This window comes from Pelagirhabdus alkalitolerans (assembly GCF_900096905.1).
In the GTDB taxonomy this organism is placed as follows: Bacteria; Bacillota; Bacilli; order Bacillales; family Amphibacillaceae; genus Pelagirhabdus; species Pelagirhabdus alkalitolerans.
The window spans coordinates 1-26,767 of sequence record NZ_FMYI01000014.1; the positions used below are offsets into that span (position 1 = coordinate 1).

26 protein-coding genes, 1 tRNA gene and 1 riboswitch are annotated in these 26,767 nt (G+C 38.0%); of the genes, 6 read left to right on the plus strand and 21 right to left on the minus strand.

Annotated elements, in window-relative coordinates; translation table 11 throughout:
• Positions 1 to 139: 139 nt before the first annotated feature.
• The 9 genes from eno to mgtE form a co-directional block, all read right to left on the minus strand.
• Entirely contained in the window at positions 140 to 1,426 is a 1,287-nt protein-coding gene (gene eno, locus BLR62_RS11830) for a phosphopyruvate hydratase (protein ID WP_090797231.1), read from the minus strand.
• Positions 1,427 to 1,453: 27 nt separating this feature from the next.
• The gene (gene gpmI / locus BLR62_RS11835) at positions 1,454 to 2,989 is read right to left on the minus strand and encodes a 2,3-bisphosphoglycerate-independent phosphoglycerate mutase (RefSeq protein ID WP_090797233.1); all 1,536 of its coding nucleotides are present in this window, start codon (positions 2,987 to 2,989) and stop codon (positions 1,454 to 1,456) included.
• Complete coding sequence (gene tpiA, locus BLR62_RS11840) at positions 2,986 to 3,744, minus strand: triose-phosphate isomerase (protein ID WP_090797236.1); 759 nt, start codon at positions 3,742 to 3,744, stop codon at positions 2,986 to 2,988. Before tpiA ends, gpmI begins: the two co-directional genes overlap by 4 nt.
• Positions 3,745 to 3,779: 35 nt before the next feature.
• Positions 3,780 to 4,970: a phosphoglycerate kinase gene (locus BLR62_RS11845; RefSeq protein ID WP_090797237.1), complete on the minus strand. Its 1,191-nt coding sequence runs from the start codon at positions 4,968 to 4,970 to the stop codon at positions 3,780 to 3,782.
• A 77-nt stretch (positions 4,971 to 5,047) separates the two neighbouring features.
• On the minus strand, positions 5,048 to 6,043 hold the full coding sequence (gene gap, locus BLR62_RS11850; protein WP_090797240.1) for a type I glyceraldehyde-3-phosphate dehydrogenase: 996 nt from the start codon (positions 6,041 to 6,043) through the stop codon (positions 5,048 to 5,050).
• A gap of 32 nt (positions 6,044 to 6,075) precedes the next feature.
• A complete protein-coding gene (locus BLR62_RS11855) occupies positions 6,076 to 7,104 on the minus strand; it encodes a sugar-binding transcriptional regulator (RefSeq protein WP_090797242.1) in 1,029 nt (342 codons plus the stop codon).
• Between the two features lie 175 nt (positions 7,105 to 7,279).
• Positions 7,280 to 8,236: an L-lactate dehydrogenase gene (locus BLR62_RS11860; RefSeq protein WP_090797244.1), complete on the minus strand. Its 957-nt coding sequence runs from the start codon at positions 8,234 to 8,236 to the stop codon at positions 7,280 to 7,282.
• Positions 8,237 to 8,314: 78 nt separating this feature from the next.
• Positions 8,315 to 8,506: a hypothetical protein gene (locus tag BLR62_RS11865; protein WP_143008378.1), complete on the minus strand. Its 192-nt coding sequence runs from the start codon at positions 8,504 to 8,506 to the stop codon at positions 8,315 to 8,317.
• 104 nt (positions 8,507 to 8,610) lie between these two features.
• Positions 8,611 to 9,972: a magnesium transporter gene (mgtE, locus tag BLR62_RS11870; RefSeq protein ID WP_090797249.1), complete on the minus strand. Its 1,362-nt coding sequence runs from the start codon at positions 9,970 to 9,972 to the stop codon at positions 8,611 to 8,613.
• 226 nt (positions 9,973 to 10,198) lie between these two features.
• A riboswitch (M-box (ykoK) riboswitch) is annotated at positions 10,199 to 10,362 on the minus strand.
• Between the two features lie 122 nt (positions 10,363 to 10,484).
• Between mgtE and BLR62_RS11875 the strand changes: the two genes are divergently transcribed.
• Entirely contained in the window at positions 10,485 to 11,135 is a 651-nt protein-coding gene (locus tag BLR62_RS11875) for a phosphatase PAP2 family protein (protein WP_090797251.1), read from the plus strand.
• Positions 11,136 to 11,180: 45 nt separating this feature from the next.
• Here BLR62_RS11875 and BLR62_RS11880 read toward each other — a convergent pair.
• A tRNA-Arg gene (locus BLR62_RS11880) sits at positions 11,181 to 11,253 on the minus strand.
• 247 nt (positions 11,254 to 11,500) lie between these two features.
• On the opposite strand from BLR62_RS11880, the gene clpP reads away from it, so the two are divergent.
• Positions 11,501 to 12,082 (plus strand): ATP-dependent Clp endopeptidase proteolytic subunit ClpP, encoded by a 582-nt coding sequence (gene clpP / locus BLR62_RS11885; RefSeq protein ID WP_090797254.1) that lies wholly within the window; start codon positions 11,501 to 11,503, stop codon positions 12,080 to 12,082.
• 59 nt (positions 12,083 to 12,141) lie between these two features.
• Here the strand turns inward: clpP and BLR62_RS11890 are convergent, their stop codons facing one another.
• On the minus strand, positions 12,142 to 12,492 hold the full coding sequence (locus BLR62_RS11890; RefSeq protein WP_090797257.1) for a YlbF/YmcA family competence regulator: 351 nt from the start codon (positions 12,490 to 12,492) through the stop codon (positions 12,142 to 12,144).
• A gap of 188 nt (positions 12,493 to 12,680) precedes the next feature.
• On the opposite strand from BLR62_RS11890, the gene BLR62_RS11895 reads away from it, so the two are divergent.
• Positions 12,681 to 13,574: a PucR family transcriptional regulator gene (locus BLR62_RS11895; RefSeq protein WP_090797259.1), complete on the plus strand. Its 894-nt coding sequence runs from the start codon at positions 12,681 to 12,683 to the stop codon at positions 13,572 to 13,574.
• 523 nt (positions 13,575 to 14,097) lie between these two features.
• Positions 14,098 to 15,201: an ABC transporter ATP-binding protein gene (locus BLR62_RS11900; protein ID WP_090797262.1), complete on the plus strand. Its 1,104-nt coding sequence runs from the start codon at positions 14,098 to 14,100 to the stop codon at positions 15,199 to 15,201.
• A gap of 71 nt (positions 15,202 to 15,272) precedes the next feature.
• Here BLR62_RS11900 and fumC read toward each other — a convergent pair whose 3' ends face one another.
• The 3 genes from fumC to BLR62_RS11915 form a co-directional block, all read right to left on the minus strand.
• A complete protein-coding gene (gene fumC / locus BLR62_RS11905) occupies positions 15,273 to 16,640 on the minus strand; it encodes a class II fumarate hydratase (protein ID WP_090797263.1) in 1,368 nt (455 codons plus the stop codon).
• Between the two features lie 128 nt (positions 16,641 to 16,768).
• A complete protein-coding gene (locus BLR62_RS11910) occupies positions 16,769 to 17,554 on the minus strand; it encodes a M15 family metallopeptidase (RefSeq protein ID WP_090797266.1) in 786 nt (261 codons plus the stop codon).
• Between the two features lie 121 nt (positions 17,555 to 17,675).
• Positions 17,676 to 17,921, minus strand: coding sequence for an IDEAL domain-containing protein (locus BLR62_RS11915; protein ID WP_090797268.1), 246 nt, complete (start codon positions 17,919 to 17,921; stop codon positions 17,676 to 17,678).
• Between the two features lie 263 nt (positions 17,922 to 18,184).
• Here BLR62_RS11915 and BLR62_RS11920 point away from each other — a divergent pair, with 263 nt between their 5' ends.
• Positions 18,185 to 19,090, plus strand: a complete 906-nt coding sequence (locus BLR62_RS11920; RefSeq protein WP_090797270.1) for a cation diffusion facilitator family transporter — start codon at positions 18,185 to 18,187, stop codon at positions 19,088 to 19,090.
• On the opposite strand, the gene BLR62_RS11925 is transcribed toward BLR62_RS11920, so the two are convergent.
• From BLR62_RS11925 to BLR62_RS11940, 4 genes are all read right to left on the minus strand, one after another.
• Positions 18,995 to 19,351: an AzlD domain-containing protein gene (locus BLR62_RS11925; RefSeq protein WP_342706552.1), complete on the minus strand. Its 357-nt coding sequence runs from the start codon at positions 19,349 to 19,351 to the stop codon at positions 18,995 to 18,997. The two genes, BLR62_RS11920 and BLR62_RS11925, sit on opposite strands and share 96 nt — an antisense overlap.
• Complete coding sequence (locus tag BLR62_RS11930; protein WP_090797274.1) at positions 19,348 to 20,031, minus strand: AzlC family ABC transporter permease; 684 nt, start codon at positions 20,029 to 20,031, stop codon at positions 19,348 to 19,350. Before BLR62_RS11930 ends, BLR62_RS11925 begins: the two co-directional genes overlap by 4 nt.
• A gap of 81 nt (positions 20,032 to 20,112) precedes the next feature.
• The gene (gene map, locus BLR62_RS11935) at positions 20,113 to 20,868 is read right to left on the minus strand and encodes a type I methionyl aminopeptidase (protein ID WP_090797277.1); all 756 of its coding nucleotides are present in this window, start codon (positions 20,866 to 20,868) and stop codon (positions 20,113 to 20,115) included.
• A 363-nt stretch (positions 20,869 to 21,231) separates the two neighbouring features.
• Positions 21,232 to 23,475 (minus strand): glycoside hydrolase family 127 protein, encoded by a 2,244-nt coding sequence (locus BLR62_RS11940; protein ID WP_090797279.1) that lies wholly within the window; start codon positions 23,473 to 23,475, stop codon positions 21,232 to 21,234.
• A gap of 146 nt (positions 23,476 to 23,621) precedes the next feature.
• Between BLR62_RS11940 and BLR62_RS11945 the strand changes: the two genes are divergently transcribed.
• Complete coding sequence (locus tag BLR62_RS11945) at positions 23,622 to 24,443, plus strand: helix-turn-helix domain-containing protein (protein WP_245719467.1); 822 nt, start codon at positions 23,622 to 23,624, stop codon at positions 24,441 to 24,443.
• Positions 24,444 to 24,495: 52 nt separating this feature from the next.
• On the opposite strand, the gene BLR62_RS11950 is transcribed toward BLR62_RS11945, so the two are convergent.
• The 3 genes from BLR62_RS11950 to BLR62_RS11960 all read right to left on the minus strand — a co-directional run bounded on the left by BLR62_RS11950 (position 24,496) and on the right by BLR62_RS11960 (position 26,694).
• Positions 24,496 to 24,600 (minus strand): YjcZ family sporulation protein, encoded by a 105-nt coding sequence (locus BLR62_RS11950; protein ID WP_090797283.1) that lies wholly within the window; start codon positions 24,598 to 24,600, stop codon positions 24,496 to 24,498.
• A gap of 75 nt (positions 24,601 to 24,675) precedes the next feature.
• A complete protein-coding gene (locus BLR62_RS11955) occupies positions 24,676 to 25,431 on the minus strand; it encodes a (S)-benzoin forming benzil reductase (RefSeq protein ID WP_090797284.1) in 756 nt (251 codons plus the stop codon).
• Positions 25,432 to 25,551: 120 nt separating this feature from the next.
• Positions 25,552 to 26,694, minus strand: coding sequence for a trans-sulfuration enzyme family protein (locus BLR62_RS11960; RefSeq protein ID WP_090797286.1), 1,143 nt, complete (start codon positions 26,692 to 26,694; stop codon positions 25,552 to 25,554).
• Between the last annotated feature and the right edge of the window lie 73 nt (positions 26,695 to 26,767).

The window sequence follows — 26,767 nt, forward strand, 5'->3', positions numbered from 1 at the left end:
CCCGCGGCAAGCGAGTAGTCGATCACACATCACTTTATTATAAAAGCAACATGTTGAATTGTATCTTTACCCCAACATATATTTTAGAGCCAGAAAAAGCCAGTCACTTAATTGTGACTGGCTCTAAACAAATATTTAATTATTTGTTTAAGTTATAGAATGCTGTTTTTGCAGCATATTTTGATGTTTCAACAAGCTCATCTTCAATACGTAACAATTGGTTGTATTTAGCAACACGGTCTGTACGTGAAGGAGCACCTGTTTTGATTTGACCAGCATTTGTTGCAACAGCGATATCAGCAATTGTTGCATCTTCAGTCTCACCAGAACGGTGTGAAATAACAGCAGTGTAGTTAGCACGCTTAGCCATTTCAATTGCTTCAAATGTTTCAGTAAGTGTACCGATTTGGTTCACTTTTACAAGAATTGAGTTACCGATTCCTTCTTCAATACCACGTGCAAGTTTTTCTGTGTTTGTAACGAATAGATCGTCACCTACTAATTGTACTTTGTCACCTAGGCGATCTGTAAGAAGTTTGAAACCTTCCCAGTCATTTTCGTCTAGACCATCTTCAATTGATACGATTGGGTATTTAGAAACCATTTCCTCATACCAATCAACCATTTCAGCTGCGCTACGAACAACGCCTTCACCTTTAAGATTATACTTGCCATCTTCATAAATTTCAGAAGCAGCAACGTCCATCGCAAGTTGAACTTCTTCTTCTGGCTTATAACCAGCAGCTTCAATTGCTTCGATAATTGTTGCAAGAGCTTCTTCATTTGATTTCAAGTTAGGAGCGAAACCACCTTCATCACCTACTGCAGTGTTGTAACCTTTAGAAGAAAGAACTTTCTTAAGGTTATGGAAGATTTCAGCACCCATACGTAGAGCTTCTTTAAATGTCTTAGCACCTACAGGCATGATCATGAATTCTTGAATATCAACGTTGTTATCAGCATGCTCACCACCGTTTAAGATGTTCATCATTGGTGTTGGAAGTGTTGTCGCATTGAATCCACCTAGGTAAGTGTATAGTGGCATACCTAAATGATCGCTTGCTGCGTGTGCAACAGCCATTGATACACCTAAGATAGCGTTAGCACCTAATTTACCTTTGTTGTGTGTACCGTCTAATTCGATTAATAATTTATCAATCACAACTTGACGAGTTACGTCAAAGCCTAATAATTCTGGTGCAATAACTTCGTTTACGTTCTCAACTGCTTTAAGAACGCCTTTTCCTAAGTAACGACCTTTGTCACCATCACGTAGTTCTACTGCTTCGTGTTCACCTGTAGAAGCACCACTTGGTACTAAAGCGCGACCGAAAGCTCCTGATTCTGTATAAATTTCTACCTCAACTGTTGGGTTACCGCGAGAGTCAATCACTTCGCGTGCGTATACGTCTGTAATATATGGCATATTTATCGTCTCCTTTTATTTTAAAGTTTATTTAATTAATGATTTTCCTGTCATATCTTCAGGTTGATTAACATCTAATAAATCAAGAAGGGTTGGAGCTAAGTCACCTAGGATTCCACCATCACGTAGTTCAATTCCTTCTTTTGTTACAATGACTGGAACTGGATTTGTCGTATGAGCAGTCATAGGTTTACCATCAGTTGAAATAACTTCATCAGAATTACCGTGATCAGCGGTAATAATCGCATTTCCACCTTTTTCGATAATTTTGTCGACAACTTTACCGAGGCATTCATCCACTGCTTCAACAGCTTTAATCGTTGGTTCTAACATTCCAGAGTGTCCAACCATGTCAGGGTTAGCGAAGTTTAAAATAATCGCATTTGGATCCCCTTCATCAATTTCTTTTAGTAGCGCATCTGTTACTTCATATGCGCTCATTTCTGGTTTTAAATCGTACGTTGCGACCTTAGGCGAATCAATTAAAATACGTTTCTCGCCTTCATATTCCTGTTCACGACCACCGCTCATAAAGAACGTGACGTGCGGATACTTCTCAGTCTCTGCAATTCGTACTTGATTTAAACCTTCTTTTTCTAATACTTCACCGATTGTATTTTTAAGTTCAGCCGGTGGGAAAGCAATGTGACCTGATACCGTGTCACTATACTTCATTAAGCAAACGAAAAAGATGTCTTTAGGTGCAACTTCGCCGCGATTAAACTCAGAGAAATCGTTATTTGCAAATGTTTGTGAGATTTGAATCGCACGGTCTGGACGGAAATTGTGGAAGATGATCGCATCTTCTGATTCTACCGTACCAACAGGCTTTTCGTCTTCATCAACAATGACAGTTGGAATAACAAACTCATCATATACATCTTCTGCATAAGCTGCATCTACAACGGCTAACGGGTCTTTAGATGTTGGGCCTTTACCATATGCAATTGCATCATATGCTTTTTGAACACGATCCCAACGCTTGTCACGATCCATCGCATAATAACGACCTGAGATTGTTGCAAATTCGCCAACACCGATTTCTTTCATTTTAGCTTGTGCAGCTTCTATATACTGTTTCGCTGATTTTTGACCAACGTCACGTCCATCTAAAAAGCCATGTACGTAAACATCTGTTAGTCCTTTATCTTTTGCTAATTGAAGAACAGCATACAAATGTTCAATATGGCTATGGACGCCCCCATCTGATAATAAACCGAATACGTGTAGTGCTTTACCATTATTTAAAGCATGGTCAACAGCTTGAACAAGCTTTTCATTTTCAAAGAAGTCGCCTTCTCGAATTGATAAATTAACACGCGTTAAACTCTGATAGACAATACGACCGGCACCAATATTTAAATGACCAACCTCTGAGTTCCCCATTTGACCTTCAGGTAGGCCAACTGCTTCACCTGAAGCAGTTAATTCACTATGTGGGTACTGATTCCAGTAACGATCGAAGTTAGGGGTATTTGCTTGTTTAACAGCGTTACCCATCTCTTCATCACGCATAGCATATCCGTCTAGAATGATGAGTGCTGATAAGCGGTCTTGACTCATTTAGCACCAGCCTCCACTAATTTCAAGAATGAATCAGCTTCTAGACTTGCACCACCAACTAGAGCGCCATCGATATCTGATTTAGCTAATAATTCATCAATATTCGCTGGTTTTACACTGCCACCATACTGAATACGAACAGCTTCTGCTGCATCTGATGAGACAACTTTTTCAACTGTTTTACGAACTTGTGTACATACTTCATTCGCTTGGTCAGAAGTTGCAGTCTTACCAGTACCAATCGCCCAAATCGGCTCATATGCAATGACAGTTTGTTTTACTTGCTCTTCTGTTAGGCCTGCTAATGCTTTTTCTACTTGGTCACTAACAAGATCCATCGTTTGGTTCGCTTCACGTTGTTCTAACGTTTCACCGACACAAATGATTGGCGTTATGTCATGATTGAAAGCTGCATGAGCTTTTTTGTTAACTGTTTCATCAGTTTCAGCGAAAAGTTCACGACGCTCAGAGTGACCGAGTACAACATACTCAACACCTAAATCTTTAAGCATAACTGGGCTTACTTCGCCTGTGAATGCACCGCTATCTTCAAAGTGCATATTTTGAGCTGCAACCGCTAAGTCAGTGCCTTTTGTTTCCTCGACTAATGCATGTAAATAAGGAAATGGTGCACATACAATTGAATCGACTTTCGCTTCAGCAGGTACGTTTGATTTCGCATCTGCTACAAAGCTCTTCGCTTCGTCTAATACTTTATTCATTTTCCAGTTTCCTGCAATAATTGGTTTACGCATAATCTCTTCCCTTTCAGTGCTGTATTCTAGCTACCTTACTTATCACTAATAGCAGCTAGTCCTGGCAGTTCTTTACCTTCTAGATATTCTAATGATGCGCCACCACCAGTTGAGATATGAGAGAAGTCATCTGCAAAGCCAAGTTTCATAGCTGCAGCAGCAGAATCTCCACCACCGATGATTGTTCTTGCATCATTTAAGCTAGCAATCGATTTACATACACCGATTGTCCCTTGTGCGAATGCTTCCATTTCAAATACACCCATAGGGCCATTCCATACAACTGTTTTGGCACCTTCGATTTCTTTTTCGAACTGTTCTACCGTCTTAGGACCAATGTCAAGACCCATGTAACCATCTGGAATTACATCTGCATCAACAGCTTTTACATCGCCCTCTTCAGAGAATCCTGTGTTTACCATCGTATCATTTGGTAAAATAATTTTACCATCTGCACGGTCAAGTAAATCTTTAGCGAGTTCTAATTTATCTTCTTCGAGCAATGATGATCCGATGTCATAACCTTTGGCTTTATAGAATGTATAAGCCATTCCACCACCGATTAAAATCTTATCTGCTTTAGTTAGTAAGTTTTCAATCACACCGATCTTATCGCTTACTTTCGCGCCACCTAAAATAGCGACAAATGGACGGATTGGTTGGTCAACTGACTCACCAATAAACTTAATTTCTTTTTCCATTAAGAAACCAGCAGCTGATTCAAGATGAGAAGCAACACCTACGTTTGATGCGTGCGAACGGTGCGCTGTACCAAATGCGTCATTGACGAACAAGTCACCTAGACTAGCCCAGTATTTACCGAGCTCAGGATCGTTTTTGCTTTCTTTTTTACCATCAATGTCTTCAAAACGTGTGTTTTCAAACATTAAAACACCGCCATCAGCCAATTCGCTAATCGCGTTTTCTAATTTTTCACCGCGTGTTTCACCTACAAAGGTAACATCTTGACCTAGTAATTCACCTAATCGTTGTGATACTGGTTTTAATGATTTACCTTCTTTATCAGCCTCTTCTTTCACACGGCCTAAGTGAGAAAATAAAATGACTTTTGCATTGTTCTCAACCAAATGTTTAATCGTTGGTAATGCTTGAACAATTCTGTCATCATTTGTGATCGTTTCGTCTTTCATTGGCACGTTAAAGTCTGCACGAACAAGAACTTTTTTGCCTGCCACATCTAAATCAGTTACAACTTTTTTAGCCATTTAGAAATCCTCCATCTAATCGAATTATTAAAATAGAAAACGGGAAGCGCGATGGCTTCCCGCTTTACATTTCTCTATTATAGTTTAGCGAAATAATCTAGAGTTCTTACCATGTTTCCAGTGAAGCCATACTCGTTATCATACCAAGAAACAGTTTTAACAAGTTGACCTTCTTCACCTTCGATTACTTTTGTTTGAGAAGCATCAAAGATTGAACCAGCAGGAACACCAATAATGTCAGAAGATACAATTTCATCTTCGTTATATAGGAATGCATCTGTAGCATATTTCTTCATTGCTTCGTTTACTTCTTCAGCTGTAACGTCTTTGTTTAATACAGTATAAAGTTCAGTCATTGACCCTGTAATTGTTGGGATACGAACTGCTGTACCGTCAATTTTACCGTTAACTTCTGGGATAACTTTACCAACTGCTTTAGCAGCACCTGTAGAAGCTGGGATTGCGTTTTGCGCACCCGCACGGTTTTTACGTCCACCTGGAGCATCTTGCATAGCTTGAGTTGATGTATAAGCGTGGATTGTGCTCATTAGACCACGGTTCATACCAAATTCGCTATTTAATACGTTAACCATTGGTGCTAGGCAGTTTGTTGTACAAGAAGCTGCTGAGATGATTGTATCATCGCTATTTAATGTATCATGGTTAACACCAAATACGATTGTCTTGATATCAGCATCTTTAGCAGGAGCTGAAATAACAACACGTTTTGCACCAGCATTAATGTGTGCTTGTGATGCGTCTCTTGTTACATAGAAACCAGTACATTCTAATACGATGTCGACACCTAAGTCGCCCCATGGTAAGTTGTTAGCATCTTTTTCTGCATATGCTTTGATTTCTTTACCATTTACAACAAGTGCGTCACTTTTCGCTTCAACATCATACGGGAAACGACCTTGTGCTGTATCATACTTTAACAGATAAGCTAAGTCTTCGATACCTGTTAAATCATTGATACCTACTACTTCTAAATCTGTATCTGCTTCTAAAATACGACGTAACGCTAGACGTCCAATACGTCCAAAACCATTAATACCTACTTTTACTGTCATTCTTATTTCCTCCTTAGATTGTCTTAATTTATTTAAAGGGAAAAACCCTTTATTAAAGCTTTGGCAGCAGCCTCATCTGTTATGAGGACATTGCTTTTTCCTTGTCTAAGATACGAGTCAATTGCTTTCGCCTTGGATTTACCTCCTGCTACAGCTATGACCGTTTTTATTGTAGACAAGTCTTCTAATTGAATACCTACTGTTCGGACTTTGTGCACAACTTGACCAGATTGATCAAAATAATAGCCAAAAGCCTCACTGACTGCTCTTCCCGTATTTAGTTCTTCTAAAACATCTTTAGAAGCTTTTCTACGGTTCGCCATCGTTAATGCATCACCAATACCATGCATGACAACATCTGCCTGTTTAATCATATGTAAGACTTCTTTCACGCCAGGCTCACGAATGATCGAATGATACGTCTCTTCACTCAAGGGATCGGGAACATACAACATGCGGTAATCACCATTGATCCGTTTAGCCATTTCAGCAGCGATCGTGTTCGCTTGGTTCTCCATGCGTTCACCTAGTCCACCTCTTGCTGGGACAAATAGTGGCCTGATAGCAGAACTTGTAGGTTGCATCATTTCAGCAACTGCTGCCATCGTTGTCCCACCTGTTAAGGCAACCGTTTCATGAGATGTTAACTCATCATGTAAACTTTGTACTGCTCGACGACCTAAATCATATTTAACCCATTCTTGTACATCACTATCCCCTGGAGTAATTATAACACGATCCAAGTTTAATGTCTGTTTAATTTCTGTTTCTAATACACGGAAACCATTTATTTCTTCAACATAATCTTTTAAATGATTAAGTGCATCAATACCAGCACGTGTTAATCGAACACCTTTCGTTGTCACTTCTAACAAATGTCTTTCAGTTAGAAAATCGAGCTCTGTTCGAATGACACGTTCTTTTAATGCCACTTGGTTGGCTAAATTACGTCGACCAATCGGTTCTAATAAATGTATCGTATGTAGGATTTGGTGACGCTTTTGCATTAGATCTAACGCTTCTGGGCAAACTAACTTTTGCAGATCAATTAGTGTGCGCATAAAAAACCTCTCTCTGTACAATAGGGATATTTTTTATCCCGGTATTGTATATTTTGTCCCACAAACGATAAAAACTTCGAACAAATTTCATTTTAGCAGAACCTGTCGTTTTACTCAAGTTTTTATTATTTAAAAAAGTAACCCCTTATTCCAATAAAGGGGTCACTCTTTGGGATCACGAATAGGAAATCCCTGCATACATATCTTTTAAAACTTGCGCTGAATGTTCAAGCTTTTCTTGTTCACTCTCAGATAAGTTTAATCTTAAGATCTCCCGAACACCTTGTTCATTAACAACAGCAGGGATACCTAAAAACACATCATTTAATCCGTACTCACCATTAAAGGCGGTCGATACGGTTAAAATAGAGTTTTCATTATAAAGGATCGCTTTTGTTAAACGAGCTAGTCCTAAGCCAATACCATAGTATGTGGCACCTTTTCGTTCGATAATGTGATATGCTGCATCACGGACATTTTCAAAGATATTTTGCATATCTAGATCTTCGTGATAATTTTCAATTTGTCCATAAACATTAAGTGGCAACCCACCAATTTGAACGTGGCTCCAAATCGGCAATTCAGTGTCACCATGTTCCCCTACAATATAGGCATGAACGTTACGCGAATCCACCTCGAAATAGTCACTTAAAAGATATTTGAACCTTGCTGTATCAAGGATTGTACCGGATCCGATTACGCGTTCTTTTGGTAACCCAGACACATCATAGGCAACTTGCGTTAAAACATCAACGGGATTTGTCGCAACGAGTAAAATACCGTCAAAACCTGTCTCCATAATGTTTTCGACAATACCCTTCATAATATTTGCATTTTTAGATGCTAAATCCAATCGCGTCTCGCCTGGTTTTTGGTTGGCTCCTGCTGTGATCACAACCAAATCAGCGTTCCTACATTCGTTATAATCTCCAGCACGGATCTTCATTTGTGATGCAAATGGCATCCCATGATTCAAATCTCTCGCTTCACCCTCTGCACGTTCTTTATCTAAATCCACTAGAACTAATTGATGGACCGTCCCTTGGTTTAATAAAGCATAAGCATAACTTGAACCAACAAAACCTGCTCCGACAATAACAACTTTTCTTGTTTTTGAACTACTAACAACCATACAAACACTCCTTAACTAGAATAAGACCTATTCTACCTTACCCGAAATTTAGGATAAGTATGTATCATATACTGATATTTATTGTGATTTCTTGTTATACAGAATCGTTAGAAATCGTGAATACGGTATATCAAGTAAATAGCCAAAGTAGATAACTAACACTATATTTAAGGTTAATTGTAGTCCCACTGAATAATTAAAAATATCTTTTAACGCATGAAGTTCCCACGCGACTATGATTGAAATCAAACCCCAATAAACATATTTCATTTCTTCCACCTCATTTTTCCATTGTACTTCAGCTATTATAAGACATTTTTTTGAAAATGGAAATAAATAAAAAGACATCCCAATCGGAATGCCTCTTTTATTGCTTATAGATAATGAATAAAGGTTGTCGCAATTGTAAAGTACACGATCAAACCTACAATATCATTAAAGGTTGTAATAAATGGACCTGATGCAATCGCAGGGTCTAATTTTGATTTGTTAATTAAAACAGGAACCACAGCACCGGTAATTGTTGAGATACTTAACGTAATAAAAAGTGAACTTGCAACGATTAACGCTAAAGAAAAGCTTCCATATACAATAGGAACTACGATTAATAAAACTATACCTGTAATTAATCCCAAAGTTAAACCTGTACCAAATTCACGCCGAACTGCATGAAGCAGTCCCTTTTTCTCAAGTGAATCTGTCGCAATTGCACGAACAACAACAGCTAGTGATTGTGTCCCTGCATTACCCGCTGAGTCCATAATCAACGGAATAAAAGCAGCTAGTACAACAACTTGCTCTAACGATTCCTCAAACTGGCCAATGACACCACCTGTAATGAAACCAAAGAAAATTAACATTACAATCCATGGCGCTCTTTTTTTAGCGGCTTCAATTGAACTAATATTAACGTCCATACCACCTTTTGCAGCGATGAACTCGTCAAAGTCTTCACTTACTTCTTCATCCATGACATCAATCACGTCATCAACTGTAACAATACCTGTTAGTAATCCTTCTTTTGTTACAACAGGGACCGCTAAAAAGTCGTATCTCTTCATTAACTTTGCAACATCTTCCTGGTCCATATCTGTTGTAACCGTCACAATATCTGTTCCCATGATGTTTCCAACTGTTTCAAACGCCGGTGCTATAATTAAATCACGTAGTGAAAGAACACCGCTTAACTTGCCTTTTGGGTCTAATACATATAAATAGTAGATTGTTTCTGCGTCTGGGGCTGTAAACCGTAAGTTATCAATGACATCACTCACTTTATCTGTTGTTTTAATCGTGACGAATTCCTTCGCCATGATCCCCCCAGCAGTCTCTATTGGGTAGCTTAACAATTCACGAACAATCATTGAACGATCTTTATTCATAGAATTTAAAATCTTATTTGCATGAACGGTTTCAAGCTCAGCTAAAAAGTCTGCTACTTCATCTGTAGGGATTGTATTAAAAATATGAGCAACGTACTTATCACTTAATTCTGATATTACTTGCTTTTGTTTTTCTAGTTCTAACCCTTCAAAAACAGAGGCAAATTCTTCACCACCGATCATATTGTATAACTGATCTCTTAACTGTCTATTTAATTGAACAAAGATATCAACTTGGTTTTGTGGATGTAGATCCAAAAACAAATTTCTAAACTTATCTTTGTTCTGTTCTTTTAGAGCATGCAATACATCTGTTGCATAATCTGTTTGGTTTACTTCATCTAATTTAACCATCACTACTCCTCCTTTTATGAAAGAGCCGCTGCACTCGGGATACGAATGGGCTCTTGAACTAATTTATTCCTAAAACTCGAATCTGGATCCGGGCAACTTCCCATGCCGTATCCCCCCTTTTTATGATTAAAATCGAACATTTTAATACCCTTGATTTTGACATTAAAAAAACTCACCGCTCCAAATGCAGGTGAGTGTGTCTATTTAAGGGCATCTTAAATACAACAACCGCCTCCATTCGTAGAGCTTTAGCACTGTGCGGCATAGGATAAACCAGCTACATTAAAAACTACCTTAAGTCGATAGTTTCTGTTGACCCATTGGCGTCTTTGGACGTTTTTGGGCAGCAGCATATCTCCTACACAGGAGCCTCACCTAACGAGGAATCAATATGTTCAAACTCATCATAAAACAGATGAAACCCGTCTGTCAACACGAATAGAATGAATCTAGCATATTTTTTAACACCGTGTTAAGATGAGCTATATATTTTGTCTTGAGAGGATTAACGTATGTCTAAATTTACAATTATACTTACATTTCTATTATTCCTATACACGTCACTAGCTTCGACACTAACGGAAACCAATTTAATTGATAACTTGGGGAGTGCATTAACTGATTTAAGTCAGGAAATCACAATTGTTTCTGGGATCCAACGTTTATCTTGGCTAGGATCAGTTGAATTTATTTTTACTGCTTCAGCTTTTATCATACTTTATTTAATGTATAAGCGATATAAAGCGTGGGCTTTCTTTTTCTTTGTTATTTCAGTTGGTGGTATCATACTGAATTACTTATTAAAAGTGATCTTCCAACGCCAACGACCGGGTACTGAGAGGCTGATTTCATTTTTTAATATTGAATTTGAATTAGCATCCTACAGTTTCCCAAGTGGTCATACAATGCGAATCACGATTCTCTGCCTATTCTTGATTTATGTAATCAAACACTTCCAAGTCCAGGCCTTTTCTAAAGGCGTATTAATGAGTCTAGCAACGGTTCCAATAGTTATTGTTGGCTTAAGTCGTCTATACTTAGATGCCCATTATTTAACGGATGTGATCGCTGCTATTTCCATTTCCATTGTCTGGTTTGGTGTTTTAGAAAAGATGAATATTTATTCACGCATCAAAAACATGAGAATGTCTAGATCACAATAAAAAACAAGTCACTTCAATAAAACATTGAAGTGACTTGTTTTTTAGCACGCCTGGAGGGATTCGAACCCCCGACACACGGCACCGGAAACCGACGCTCTATCCCCTGAGCTACAGGCGTATATTCGTTAACAGACAAAATTTATTATAAATGATGTTTGGTTTATTTTCAATTACTAATTCATTTTCATAACATAACATTAAATGTGTCTGTTATAATGAAGTAAGAGGTTTAACAGATTGTAAGAGCGGGGAAGATGTAATCATCGACTCATTCTCTTTCGTTTCATTTGACCTTCATTGACCATTTCGTTACTATAAGTGATGAGCTAATATTTAATTCGCTGATTATAAGGAGGATGTTAAGTATGAATTTAATTCCTACAGTTATTGAACAAACCAATCGCGGGGAACGTGCTTATGATATTTATTCACGTTTACTCAAAGATCGAATCATTATGTTAGGTAGCGGTATTGACGATAATGTAGCTAATAGTATTGTATCTCAACTGCTATTCTTAGAAGCAGAGAGTCCAGATAAAGATATTTCAATCTATATCAATTCACCAGGTGGCTCAATCACAGCTGGTATGGCGATCTACGATACCATGCAATTTATCAAACCAGATGTATCGACGATTTGTGTCGGTATGGCCGCATCAATGGGAGCATTCCTTTTAGCTGCTGGTGCTGAAGGTAAACGTTACGCCTTACCAAATAGTGAAGTGATGATTCACCAACCACTAGGTGGTACACAAGGTCAAGCATCAGATATCCAAATCCATGCAAAACGCATTATGCAAATGCGCGAAAAACTCAACACGATCTTGGCTGAACGTACAGGTCAACCAATCGAAGTGATTGAACGCGATACTGACCGTGATAACTTCATGTCAGCAACTGCTGCAAAAGAATATGGTCTAATCGATCGCGTGATGGAAAAAAAATAATTTTTAAGAATGACTCAAAAAAATCCACTATCTCAACTGAGATAGTGGATTTTTTCATATTAACCTTCTTGTGAACCGTAAAGTTCTTCTAATGGCTTAGTAATCGTGCGGCTAATTTCATTAATAAGATCGTTAACACGTTGTTCTTCTTCCATAAGTTTAGAAATTTGCTCATGTTGTTGAACAGTTTCAACCACTTTTCGTGCTTTTTCTACTTCTTCTTCAGTGATTTCTTCACCTTGCATTTGTTTTTGTTGAAGTTCTAGTTGAGTATTACGGAAATCATCAAACATTTTCTTTGCGATTTCATCATTCATTACCGTATCATACGCGTCTTTTAACCCGTTGAATTCTTCACTGTTACGAATTGCTTGCTCTAGTGCCTGCGCACTTTCTTGAATTGCTGACATAAAATTAAATCCTCCTAAATTATAATGGCCAAAATCTGACCGGTAAGTTTACTCATCAACTATAACAAACTTCATAGCGTTCGCCAAATCAAAACAGCTATTTTATTAAATTTTCTTTCCTTTTCTTCATTCGTATTTGTTTTTGTTATAATAGGAGCAACCGAAAGTAAAGCGAGGATAAATTAATCATGTTAAAAGAACTTAAAAAAATCTACCCGAGTTTAATTAAAAGTGACGAAACAGATCCAGACCCTCATACAAACTATAAATGGTTCCATACAACGTCACATGAAATTGTTGGGATCGATGAACAAGATTTAAAAGACAACGATCTCGATCTTCTTTCATTATTACTAACACCTTATCAGGACGCTCATCCCCCGATCACTAAAAAAGAAAAAGAATGGTTTAAATTATTATTTAGTCAAGACAGCCCTAATAATCTTAATAATGAACATTACCAATTCATTTTCTTTTCTTTATCGGAGGCTATAGAAGATCCAACTGATTTTAGAGAAGCAATTAAAGGCATGTACTTACAAACACCACCAATCATTTTTACTGACCAGCAATCTGGAATTATTATTCAAGAAGGCGTGTTAGATGATGAAGAGGCTATTTCATTTTATGAAATGGTTGAGGTGTTTACGAGTGACTTTTTCATTGATGTTAAATTTTTCATCGGACCGACTTTTAATGATTTAAATAAAGCACAGCGCTATTATTATTGGATGCGCGACAACTTCAACAAATTACAAAACATGAGTACAAAGCCTGTTATTACGTATGTTTCTGCTGTCCCTTATTTATTGACGCATTTACACGATTCATCAGATCGTCAATTTTTAGTTGAAGCCATTTTAAAAGACACACTTGAAGACGAAGAATTACTACGAACGATTCAATTATTCATTGAATCCAATTCGAATATTAGTCTAACGGCAAAAGAGATGTTTATGCACCGGAATAGCTTACAATACAGAATTGATAAATTTATTGAACGCACAGAAATCGATGTTAAACAATTCGAAGGTGCTCTATCTGTTTATCTTATTCTTATAATGAAACACCAGCTTGATTAGATAGTCTATGGCACAAACATAAAAAATAGGCTCTAAAATATATGTTGAGGTAAGATACAATCGGGCACTTTGCTTTTATAAAAATCGCGTGGTGATTGACGACTCGCTTGCCACGGGATCGACTTCAGCTAACTTAGGAAAAAAATAAATAAACCAATGGTATATCCAAAAAAGTATTTTTCTATTTTTTGTCTGGCTATTTATTACATAGCTCATAGCAACCTGAAATGAACGAAACTCCTGCGGGAAAGCATGAAACCGAAGATCCAATTTAGCTGAGGCCATGCCCGCGGAAAGTGAGTTTATTTCAGGTGATGATTAGATTCACTTTGTTTCTATGGAGGATTATTTATTTTTTAATCATTCGTTTTTTCTTTTCTCCCCCTTTTTGTAAGCGCTTTTGTTAACGTGCACAAAAAGCTGACGTACTTTTGTGCACTATTGCCATTTACCCAATTTAAAATATTATGTATAGTAAGGACATGAAATAAAACGCTTACACATTTCAAGGAGGATTTTAATTATGGCTGAGTTAACATTAAAAGGAATTGACAAGGTATATGAAAAAGATGGCGTAAAAGCGGTTGATGACTTCAACCTTGAAATCGGAGATAAAGAATTTGTTGTATTTGTTGGGCCATCTGGTTGCGGTAAATCAACAACACTACGTATGATTGCGGGTCTTGAAGAGATCACTGCTGGTGAATTTTATATTGATGATAAAATGATGAACGACGTTGCACCTAAAGACCGTGATATCGCGATGGTATTCCAGAACTACGCACTTTATCCACACATGAACGTTTATGACAACATGGCATTTGGTTTAAAACTACGTAAGTTCAAAAAAGACGAAATTGAAAAGCGTGTTCAAAACGCTGCGAAAATTCTTGGTCTTGAAGCATACTTAGATCGTAAACCAAAAGCATTATCAGGTGGTCAGCGTCAGCGTGTTGCGCTAGGTCGTGCGATTGTACGTGATGCTAAAGTATTCTTAATGGATGAGCCATTATCAAACTTAGATGCAAAATTACGTGTTCAGATGCGTGCTGAAATTCAAAAACTTCACCAACGCCTACAAACAACAACAATTTACGTTACACACGACCAAACAGAAGCGATGACAATGGCTACACGTTTAGTCGTTCTAAAAGATGGTGTTATTCAACAAGTTGGTGCACCTAAAGAAGTATATGACAAGCCTAACAACATATTCGTTGGTGGTTTCATTGGATCACCTGCAATGAACTTCTTTAGCGGTAAGTTAACTGAAGATGGGTTCCAATTAGATGACAACGGTACAATTGATGTACCTGAAGGTAAAATGAAAGTACTTCGTGAGCAAAACTACATCGGTAAAGAAGTTGTACTCGGTGTACGTCCTGAAGATATTCACGATGAGCCAGTATTCGTTGATGCAAACCCTGGTTCTACCATTGACGCGCAAATTGAAGTTGCTGAGCTTATGGGTTCTGAATCGTACCTATATTCTCGTTTAGCGGACCAAGAATTCATCGCACGTGTTGATTCACGTACAGATGTAAGTGGTGGCGAAACACTAAGATTAGCATTCGATATGAACAAGTGTCACTTCTTCGATGTTGATTCAGAGCAACGTATTAAATAAGGTATACCCCCCTTTATATATACAGAAAAAGACACCCAATGATGGGTGTCTTTTTCTGTCATTCTTTTGAGCTAGATCATATTTTGCGGGTTCACCCACTGATCAAATTGTTCTTCCGATACCAATTCCAATTTCACAGCCGCTTGTTTTAGTGAAAGGTTATCTTCATAAGCTTTTTTAGCAATTTTTGCGGCATTCTCATAACCAATATAAGGATTTAATGCCGTTACTAACATGAGTGATCGCTCTAAATTTTCTTGTATTTTTGACTCCACAGGCGCTAATCCCATTAAACACCTTTCATTAAATGAATGAATCCCGTCAGTCAATAAGCGAACAGACTGCAAGAAGTTATGGATAATAACCGGCTTATAAACATTAAGTTGGAATTGCCCTTGGCTTGCTGCTACACCAATCGCTGTATCATTCCCCATCACCTGAACGGAAATCATTGTCAGTGCTTCTGCTTGGGTTGGATTCACTTTTCCAGGCATAACAGAACTACCAGGCTCGTTAGCTGGAATCGACATTTCTCCATAACCTGCCCTAGGGCCACTTGATAAATAACGAATATCATTAGCCATTTTCATTAAATCGCCCGCTAAGGCCTTTAATGTGCCATGAGCGCGTACAATTTGATCGTGACTTGTTAAACCGTGAAACTTATTTGGAGTTGGAATAAATTCTGTTCCTAATTGATCAGTTAGCTCAGCTGTTATCACCCGATCAAAGTCATCTGGTGCATTAATACCCGTTCCGACAGCTGTTCCACCAATAGGTACTTCACGTAAATAAAGTAAATCATTAGCTAACATGCTCTCAACTTTTTCAATCATATGTACCCACGCACTTATCTCTTGTGCTAATGTTAATGGTGTTGCATCTTGTAAATGCGTGCGACCAATTTTTACAACCTCTTGGTAACTTCTCATCTTTTCTAATAATGTCTGCTTAATCACCTGCAAAGCTGGCATTAGATCATTTTCAATCACGCGTACACTCGCCATATGCATAGCCGTTGGAAAGGTATCATTAGAACTTTGAGATTTGTTTAAATCATCGTTGGGATGTAATTGGCCTTCTTTTAAGTATTGATTGCCTAAGCGTGTTAACACTTCATTTGTATTCATATTTGTTTGAGTGCCACTACCCGTTTGCCAAACCGAAAGGGGAAAGTGCTTCAGTAAATCAGGTTGATTTAAAAGCTCATCACAAGCCTGTAAAATCGCTTCTTTCTTTTCTCTAGACAATTGATTAAGTTTATAATTAGCAACGGCCGCACTTCTTTTTAGTAAAATAAACGATTCAATCAATGGCTTAGGCATCTTTTCATTACCGATCGGAAAATTTTCAACACTTCTTTGCGTTTGGGCGCCCCATAACTTGTCTTCTTCAACTTTTACTTCCCCCATTGTGTCACGTTCGATTCGTTTATCCACTTCATTTCCTCCTAGGTTTGTATTTCTAACTAGTATAGCATAATCATGAATTCAAAAAATTAGAGATGAACGTAAAAAAACGAATAATCTAAAATAATTAGATCATTCGTTTAATCTTAATTCACTATTTAATAGTGATAACCAAAATATTCTTCTAAGGTTAACGATTCCGTGTAAAGATGTGTGGCTAGCTCTTCTCCTACATAACGTAAGTGCCAAGGTTCATAGACATAGCCCGTAATATCTGTTTTACCCTCTGGATAACGGATAACATACCCAAAATGATGGGCATTATCCTTAACCCATTCACCTTCATTTGTACCAGAAAAAGCCTCCTCTAAACCAAATGAAACTGACGCTGCACTAATATCCATCGCGAGTCCCGTCTGGTGTTCACTTGTTCCCGGTCTAGCTGAGAACCGATCTGCTTCTTCTTGTCCATGCTGCTCCACATAGCTATTGTATAAGGTTCTTTGTCTGTCTTCAGATCGGTAACCTGATACAGCAATTAAATTATGACCTGCATCAAGCGCCTCTGAAAACAAATCTTCCAAAGCGTCTGCTGCTTCTTCTCTAAGTAACCGTCGATTATCCCCTTCTGGCGAAAGATGTTCAACATCCGGGGCGACTAGATCATCTGGTTCATATCCTTCAGGTAATCGACGTTTTTTATTCACATAAACATCCACTTCATCAGGATTACTAACCACATATAATTCATTTTCCTCATCATATTCGGCTACATTTTTATCGACATCTTCATCACTTGATAAAGATAGTGGTGTTTTTTCATGGAAAACAGTGCCTCTTTTTTCTTCCATAAAATCAGCCTCTCTCGTTATATCGGTTTCTTCAAGCACCTCACAACCGATCAAACTAATCAAAGCAATCAAACCGATCCATAAAACCTTCATGGTGAATCACCTCATAACATTGTTGCCCCCAACTATACCATATTGCAGGCTGAAAACAACCGTAAAAATAACCCAAACAAAGCGTTTGGATGATGCTTAGTTTGGGTTAAAGTGCTCATTATTAGTATTCCCACGTATAGTGATGATTTTCTTTGCTTATTTCCTCAAACTGTTCTCGATTATTCGCTGCAATTGATTCATCAATTCGTTGATCAAACTGTGCTTTATTGTAATCGGCTACAAGTTCATCCAACATCAATTGAGCAGTCAGCTTGATTTCAAACGACAAATCACGTTTTGCTACCATATAATTCGTAAAACCGTTCGATAGACGTCTTAATCGATAATGCGTTTTTTGTTTTCTCATGAAACCCAGCCCCTTTTTAACCAATTAAAATTGGATTACTTGTAAATTGTTAGTTATATATACCCTACCATATGCTATGTAAACAATCTTTTATGATTTTTTCATTCATTTTGGGAAAAATTAAAAGGAAGTTGCGCACACGAAACTTAATTGAATCGTGTCAGTGATGGTGCGTTTAGGACACCTTTTTTCTCTAGACTCACTGAATATGGACATGGTAGACTTATACCTTGATAACGAAACGAAAGTAGGATGAAAACATGATGAGCCGTTACGATCAACTAAAAAAAGGAGAAAGAGGGGCTTGGGTAAGTATTTTTGCTTACCTATTATTAGCCATTGTTAAATTATTAACTGCACATATAACAAATTCCCAAGCTTTACAGGCAGATGGCCTCAACAATGCGACTGATGTTGTAGCAGCAGTAGCTGTTCTCGTTGGATTAAGAATTTCACGAAAACCACCAGATGATGATCATCATTACGGTCATTTTAGAGCAGAATTGATTGCTTCACTCATCGCCTCATTTATTATGGTTACGGTCGGATTTCAAGTCATATTAAATTCATTTCAGCGACTGTTCACAACAGACACTGGGACGATCTCAATGTTAGCTGCGTATACCGCTCTAGGATCTGCTTTGTTTATGCTTCTCATTTACGTATTTAACTTGAAATTATCTAAAAAAATTAATAGTAGCTCACTATACGCGGCTGCTCAAGATAATAAATCAGATGCATTAGTGAGTCTAGGTGCATTTGTCGGTATATTAGGGGCGCAATTCGGCTGGTATTGGCTTGATCCGATTGCAGGAATTTTTGTCGGCTTTGTCATCGTGTATACGGCTTGGGAAATTTTTAAAAACGCGAGCCATACTTTGACTGACGGGTATGATGAAGAATCTGTTAGTACGATCCGGGACTTTATTGAAAAAGATCCGGATGTTATAAAAGTCCGTGACATCAAAGGAAGACGCCACGGTAATCAAACATTTTTAGATATTATTATTTTAGTCGATCCCACGATTACTGTTCAAAAAGGACATGAAATCACCGATCGAATTGAGCTCATATTAAATGTTCAATACAATATTCCGCACGCTCACATCCATGTCGAGCCTGCAACTGTTGATCCAAATGAGCCAGTACACAACGAGAACAGCTCCTAAAATCACAACAATTGTATAGCGACTTTTTAAAGCGAGGAAGACAGCTACGAAACCTCCAATCAGACCCATTTCCGGGCGATTTTCAACCACCGTTATAATACCTGGAAAAATTAGCGCACCTAATGCAGCATAGGGTACCGCTTCTAAAAATCGTCCTATCCATTCAGGGAAGCGCCATTTATCAACAATCCACACTGGTAACAAACGCGGAAGCATGGTCACAACACTCATTGCTACTATTATAATGAAAACACGCATCATGCTTCCCTCCTAATAAACATCGTTCCAATTCCACTAGCAAAGATAGTCGATAGGACAATCGACCAACCGCTATCAACATAGAATGATAAAGTATAATTAATCGCCATCGCTATAAGCGCAATCCAACCATGGCGTCGATTTTTCTGTATCGAAGGAATTAATAATGCAATGAACATCGCATAAAGTGCAATGCCTAAACTAACGGATAGTCGTTCAGGAAAAATATCACCCATCACACCACCTAAAAACGAACCCATAATCCAAGATAAATACGCAACACTAAACAATCCTAAATAATAATAATGACTCTTTTTCTCTTTTTTAGAATCCATTGAAGCAAGCGCAAATGATTCATCCGTTAAAAGAGATGTCAATGCAGTCTTCCACCGAACATTGATATGTTCCAGTTTGTGTACGAAGGATAGACTCATGACGAAATGGCGAAAATTAAGGACGAATGTTGCAATCGTTATTTCCAATAAACCTGCCGATACCATTAGCAAGTTAACAGCCATAAACTGAGCAGCACCAGCATACACCAAAATACTCATACTGGTTAATTCAACCAAACTTAACCCCGCCTGTTGACTGACGACCCCAAATGTTAGAGCAATCGGAAAATAGCCAAGCATGATCGGCATCCCTTGCTTCATCCCTTTTTGTATGTCTTCTTTTATCATAAAAAGCTATCCTCCTGACCATTATACAAACAGGTGCATGCACTAATGTTAGCGCATGCACCTGTTTATCTATTCTTCATTCTATTCATCGTCTTGCTCAGTTAAAATAAGCGGACCGTCTTTTGTGACAATGATGGTATGTTCAAATTGAGCGGATCGTCCGCCATCAATTGTACGAGCTGTCCAATTATTATCATCCATTTTAGAGTGCCAAGATCCTTCATTTAACATTGGCTCAATTGTAATCGCCATGCCCTCTTTTAGACGTGTACCTTTACCAGGTAAACCGAAGTGCGGAATATGAGGTTGTTCATGGATCGTTGGACCAATACCATGACCCGTAAAGTCTCTCACAACTGAAAGCCCTTCAGCTTCTGCATATTGCTGAATCGCATGGCCAATATCACCAATTCGATTGCCTACTTTAGCTTGTTCAATCCCTTTATACAAAGACGTTTTCGTAACGTCTAATAAGTGTTGTGTCTTCTCATCTGGCTCACCCACAACATATGTCCAAGCTGAATCTGCCAGCCCACCATTTAAATTCACAACCATATCAATCGTCACAAGGTCACCATTTACTAATGCCTCTTCTCGAGGAAATCCGTGGCAAATCTCATCATTAATAGAGGCACATGTTGCATAAGGATAACCACTATAGCCTTTTTGTTCAGGGGTTGCACCGTGCTCAGCTAAATAACGTTCGACAAAGTCATCAATTTCTTTTGTTGTGACACCAGGTTTTATCATTTTACGTATTTCTTTGTGAATCGCCACGAGCAAATCGCCCGCTTCTTTCATCATATCAATTTCTCTTTTGCTTTTTCGTTGAATCATCGACCTAACTCCTTTCTATCCAACACATACTATATCATATTTCATAGTCGCTGTCTTGATAGGAATCTGTCTATTTTTGAATGTTAAAAGCAACGAAGACAATAAAAAACAGATGTTCAAAAGGTGAACGAGAATGTCGTCACCACCTGAAACAAACTCGCTTTCCGCGGGCATGGCCTCAGCTAACTTTAGAAGCAAAAAACACTTCTAAAGTGGATCTTCGGACACATGCTTTTCCGCAGGAGTCTCGTTTGTTTCTGGTGGTAACATGACGTGATACACAAATAGCCTAGCACCAATAGGTAGGAGGCTATAAGTACTAGGCTATTACATTGATTTATTTTTGTACGAAAACTTCATAACTTATTTTGTCTTCAACAGTTGAAGTTCGCTTATATGACCCGTACTCTCGTTTTCCTTTGTCCGGAATTCAACGGTTAGTTTACCATTTTCTTTTAGTAGCGATGAATCGATTTGAATCGTCTCTTTAACTAATTGATCAAGAGACTGATCATTTAACACCATTTCTTTCACCAAATGATTGTTAATAAACATGTCAAATGAAACTTTCTCCTCCTCTTTAAAATAGGTGACGATCAGTTCATGATCTTGATTCGCTTCACCTATTAGCGTATAGCGAAAATAGCCTCCACCTTCAGCTTGACGATAATGACGGTTCAATTTGTCGTGATACCCAATCGTTGATTGATCACTTTCAACTTGATGATTAACTTCTGATTGTTGTTCTCCGAGTTGCACAGTATCTAAATAATGATCGTTCTCTTGATTGTTTAGACCTGCTTTATTCGCAACGAGCTTACGGTACGTATCGCGATCATACACTGACCAATAAAGCGTATACCGTTCATGGTGAAGTGCGAAAAATGGTATCATTGTTAAGATTTGACTTCCCGGTTCACCAACAGCATCCGTTTGGAATGTTAGCGTATCTGGATCGACTAAATGAAGCCAGTCTGATAACGATTGATCGGTTACTATATTAGGGACTTCAATCAGTGGATGATGATTAAATTGTAGGTGATCAGGTACAATATCTGTTTCAGGGAATTGTTCTTTTCCAAGTAGACCAGCAAGTACAATCGGTCCATACAAGAATGCTTGTTTAGTCGTATCATCTCTTTTTACATAACGCATTACTTCCATCGGCAAGGAAAGTGTTAATGTATCATCATTAAACCAATAACGATCAATAACAAAATAACCTTTTTCTACAGGTGGATCAATCGACTTACCATTTAAGGTTACCGAACACGTGCCCTTTATCCAATCCGGTTTACGAACGCGTAGGGACAACCTATCTCCTGTTGCTTCTTTAGCTACGATTTTCGTTTTATTTTCATAAGGAAATTCGGTTTCTTGTATCCATTTCATTTGCTTATCTTCTAAATAGATCGTTGATTTAATAAATAAATTAACATAGAAATCACTGTCTGTTTTGTAGTAAATGTCCCTTGTGTAACGGGCTGGGTTTTCCATTCCTGTTCCTGTACAACACCAAAAAGATTCATCCTTCGTCCCATATACTTTAAAATGTCCAGGTTCGGTTGAAACAAAGTATGTCTTATGACCACTCGTTGGTTCTTGTGACGCTAGAATATGATTGTAAAGCGCACGTTCATAATAATCAAAATAACGACTATCCTGTGTCACTTCAAATAGGTCGCTCGTTAGCTTAAGCATGTTATACGTATTGCACGTTTCATTGGTTAGGATGCCTAAATTTTCTGTACCTATTGGATCAAAATGTTCTCGGTTACTATTACCTCCAATCACATATGACCGTTTATAAACGACTTGATCCCAGAAAAATTCAGCTATCTTCAAATAGTCTTCTCTTTGTGTGAGCTTATATAGTTTAAGTGCACCGATGACTTTAGGAATTTGAGTATTGGCATGCTTTCCTTCGAGTTGATCCTGGCCTTCTTTTAGTGGGTCCATAATCTTATGGTGATAAAACCGTTCTGCTAAGTTTAAAAAACGTTTCTCATTTGTGATTTCATAAATTGAACCCATCACTTCACACATACTTCCATGCTCACAGATAAGCATCTGTTGAAACTGATCGTCTGTAAGATGTTTGAGCCCTTTTTCTGCCCAATCAGCAAGCTTATAAACAACTTTTTTAGCATGATTTGAATGAGCTAAACGGTAAGCGCTAACGAGACCAGAAAATATTTTTTCAATACTATACCAAGGCACCCATGACCCACCTAAACCGAATGGATCCACCCTAAAATCACCGGTAAAAACCTCATCAAAACAATCCCGCTTAAATCCACTTACATAACCCTCTGCGTCATAAGATTGGATGTATGCTAGTTCGTCCACAGCATATTCAACATTGTGTTTGAGTTCAACATCACCCGTGGCCTCGTACATTTCTGAAGCTGCTGAGAGCCAGTGACCAAGAGAGTGTCCAGCAATCTCCATTTCCTCCCATCCTCCATAGCGCTTTTTCCTCGGCTTTAAACCAGCCGCTTCATAACATGGTGCCATTAACCGATCGACATCCATTTCAAGTAAATAACGTTTACCGATTTCTTGAGATTGTTTAAATAATCCCCGATTTAATTGAACACGTTCCATACAAACTCATCCTCCCGTTTATGATCTCACTCTCATTATCTATCATAGTACCTTTAAGTAACATATCTCTTTTTCGCACATACATATCTTTTTTTTAGAAACTTGTGGTAAACTAAAAAAATATGGGGGTGATAACTTTGAATGAAGTGAAAATACCGACAGATAAAATGATTTTAATTAGTGAAATGAACAAAATGACGGATCCATCCGGACGATTCACACATCCAAAACGATTAATGGAACACATGCATGTCTTTTTATTTGTTGAATCAGGCGAAATTGAAGTGATCGAAGACGAGGTAACTTATAACCTTAAGCAAGGCAACTATTTATTTTTAAAAGCAGGTATCAAGCACGAGGGGAAAAAGAGGTATCAAGAGGGAACGACTTGGTTTTATGTCCATTTTTTCAAAGAACCGACAGAAAACTTAGAAGAATATCAATTTCATCAAGACAAATCCATTATGCCAAAATCTGATTTTCAAAAGGCATTAACCTTACCAAAACAAGGCGATTTAGAAGATGTTGATCGCTTAAAGTTTACATCTTTATTTAAAACGAAAAACGCTCACCCTCTGAAACAGTCGCTTTATCTGTATGATTTTTTTATCGACTTATATCAACAAAACAAGCAAACAAATAAATACGATGATTTAATCATCTCTGTTCAACAATGGATTAAACAAAATCCTCATCATGTAACGAGTGATGCCTTAAGTGAGTATTTCAACTTAAACTATGCGTATTTATCAACACTTTTTAAACAAATAACCCATCAAACGATCAAACACTATCAAAATGCTTGTCGAATTGAACAAGCGATTCAGTTATTTAATGAAACAAATGCGAATGTTAGTGAAGTAAGTGATCAATTACATTTTGCTAACCCCTATTATTTTAGCCGTGTATTCAAAAAACAAACTGGAATGAGTCCTTCAGAATACATAAACCGACGATACAAAATGTGATCTGAATTTCCTTTTATTAAAAAAGGGCCCTATTGCATAGGACCCTCACGTTCTAGAAACCACCGTAACCCCAAGAAGCACCAATAATAATTAATAGAATGAACAATACGACAACGAGTGCAAATCCAGCATTCGGCTGTTTATAGCAACCACTCATTTTTCATCCCTCCTTTGACTATGCGTTACTCATACATTATGCCACGCATCGTCTATTGAGAGGGCGATTAACCCATTACACGTAATCTTTTATTGAATAGGTTTTACCGTTCTCTATATTGTCATCCATCAACACAGACACACATACTCCAGCAACGGTTTTAGTATCTCTTAATTGTTCTGTTTCTTTTAATGCTTTAAATTGTTCCACATCTTTAAAGGCATCTTTCGATTTTGATCGAATTACAGACTGCATATTCGTATCCATGACACTTGGATCAAATAACGTGATTTTATGATCAGCCTCTAGCTCACTTGCTTCAAACGCTACGGTTTCAGTGTAGCGATCTAAACCAGCTTTTGATGCACCATAAGCACTCCAACCATATGTGGATCTATTCGCTGCACCTGATGTGACGTTTGAAACCCTCACTGGGATACCTTTTTTGTAACCCGCTTTTAATACGAGCGATGTTGTAATCATTGGAGCGATCAAGTTTACCTGCATATGGGCTTCAATCGCCTCGATCGTATGTTGATGTGCCACATCTGTTGGGCTAACAGTTGCAGCATTATTAATTAAATAAACACGCTCGGTGTCAGATTTAAACACTTGATCGATAATTTTATCAAATGTGCGATCAATTTGGTCACTGTCGGCTAAGTTACAGTTAACATGTTGGTAATCTGCTTCTAAATCATTCGCTAATGTTTGTAGTCGTTTATTCGTCTGTCTTGCAATGCCAATTACCGAAACACCTAATCTTAAAAATGCTTCACTAATCGCCTCTCCTAAACCTTTTGATGTACCTGTAATAATCGCATATTCCATTTTAAAAAACCTCCATATAAATGATTGGTTCTCCTTTCATTATAGACGATTTTTGTGTGATTTAAAAATATACACTAAAAAACGATTAATGCAAAGGTTAATCGCTCTTTAGTGTTTGTATTAAACTGAAGCTTGTTTTAGCGCGTGATTAAAGGCTGCGATAATATCATCACTTGATTCGATTCCAACTGAAATACGCACCAAGCCTTTCGTAATGTTGAGTGCTTCTTGTTTTTCTTGTGATAACGCTCTGTGCGACGTTGTGCGTGGATACGAAACAGTTGTCTCAACACCTGCTAAAGTAGGGACAATTTTTATCCAATCTAAGTTTTCAAAGAAGGCATTAATATCAACCGCATCAGATAAATCAATCGATACAATCGCACCATTTCCTTTGTCACTTGCTTGTTTAGGATAATACACCGACTTAACTTCAGATTGGTCTACTAAATAATCCGCCAATTTTTGTGCATTCGCGACCTGTCTTTCCATTCGAACATCTAATGTTTTTAAACCTCTGCAAGCAAGCCACGCTTCAAACGGACTTAATGTTGTCCCTAAATTTATGGCACGTGTTTTCGCCTGTTGGATCAAATCAGATTCCCCGACAACAACACCTGCGGTTACATCACTATGGCCTCCCAAATATTTCGTTGCACTATGAACGACCAAATCAACACCTAGGAGGTAAGGTTGCATTAGAAAAGGAGTCGCAAATGTATTATCAATCATCGTCTTAAGCTGATAGCGACCTGCAAGTTCTACTAACTCCGGTATAGCCTCCGTCCTGAGCAATGGATTCGTGATCGATTCTGAATAAAGAAGACGCGTTTTGTCGTTAATCAACGCTTCAACCTCTGACAGATTTGAAAAATCAACAAAATGTACTTTAATACCGAAGTGTTTTAATTCAGTAGCAAACAATTCATAAGTACCACCATATAAATCATCCGTTGCGATTACTTCATCCCCTGTTGAGGCGACCGCTAAAACCCCTAATAAAATCGCTGCTAAACCAGATGATGCAGACACACCTGCAGGCGCTGACTCGAGACTAGCCACTGCTTCTGCAAACTCATCGCTATTTGGGTTCCCAACACGTGAATAAAGATAAGGTTTTTCCCCCGCAAAAAAAGCTTCTATATCATCTAAATTTTTAAATGAAAATGCACTCGTCTGATAAATCGGCGTGACTTTACTATCGATCGATTCAGACTTTTTCTTCTTGAAATGAACAGCCTTTGTTTTAAAATCTTTCTCCATCGTCATCCCCTCACTTTCTTTAGTACCACTTTACCGCAACATTCAGATAAAGTGCAAGTGTGAATCGATAGAC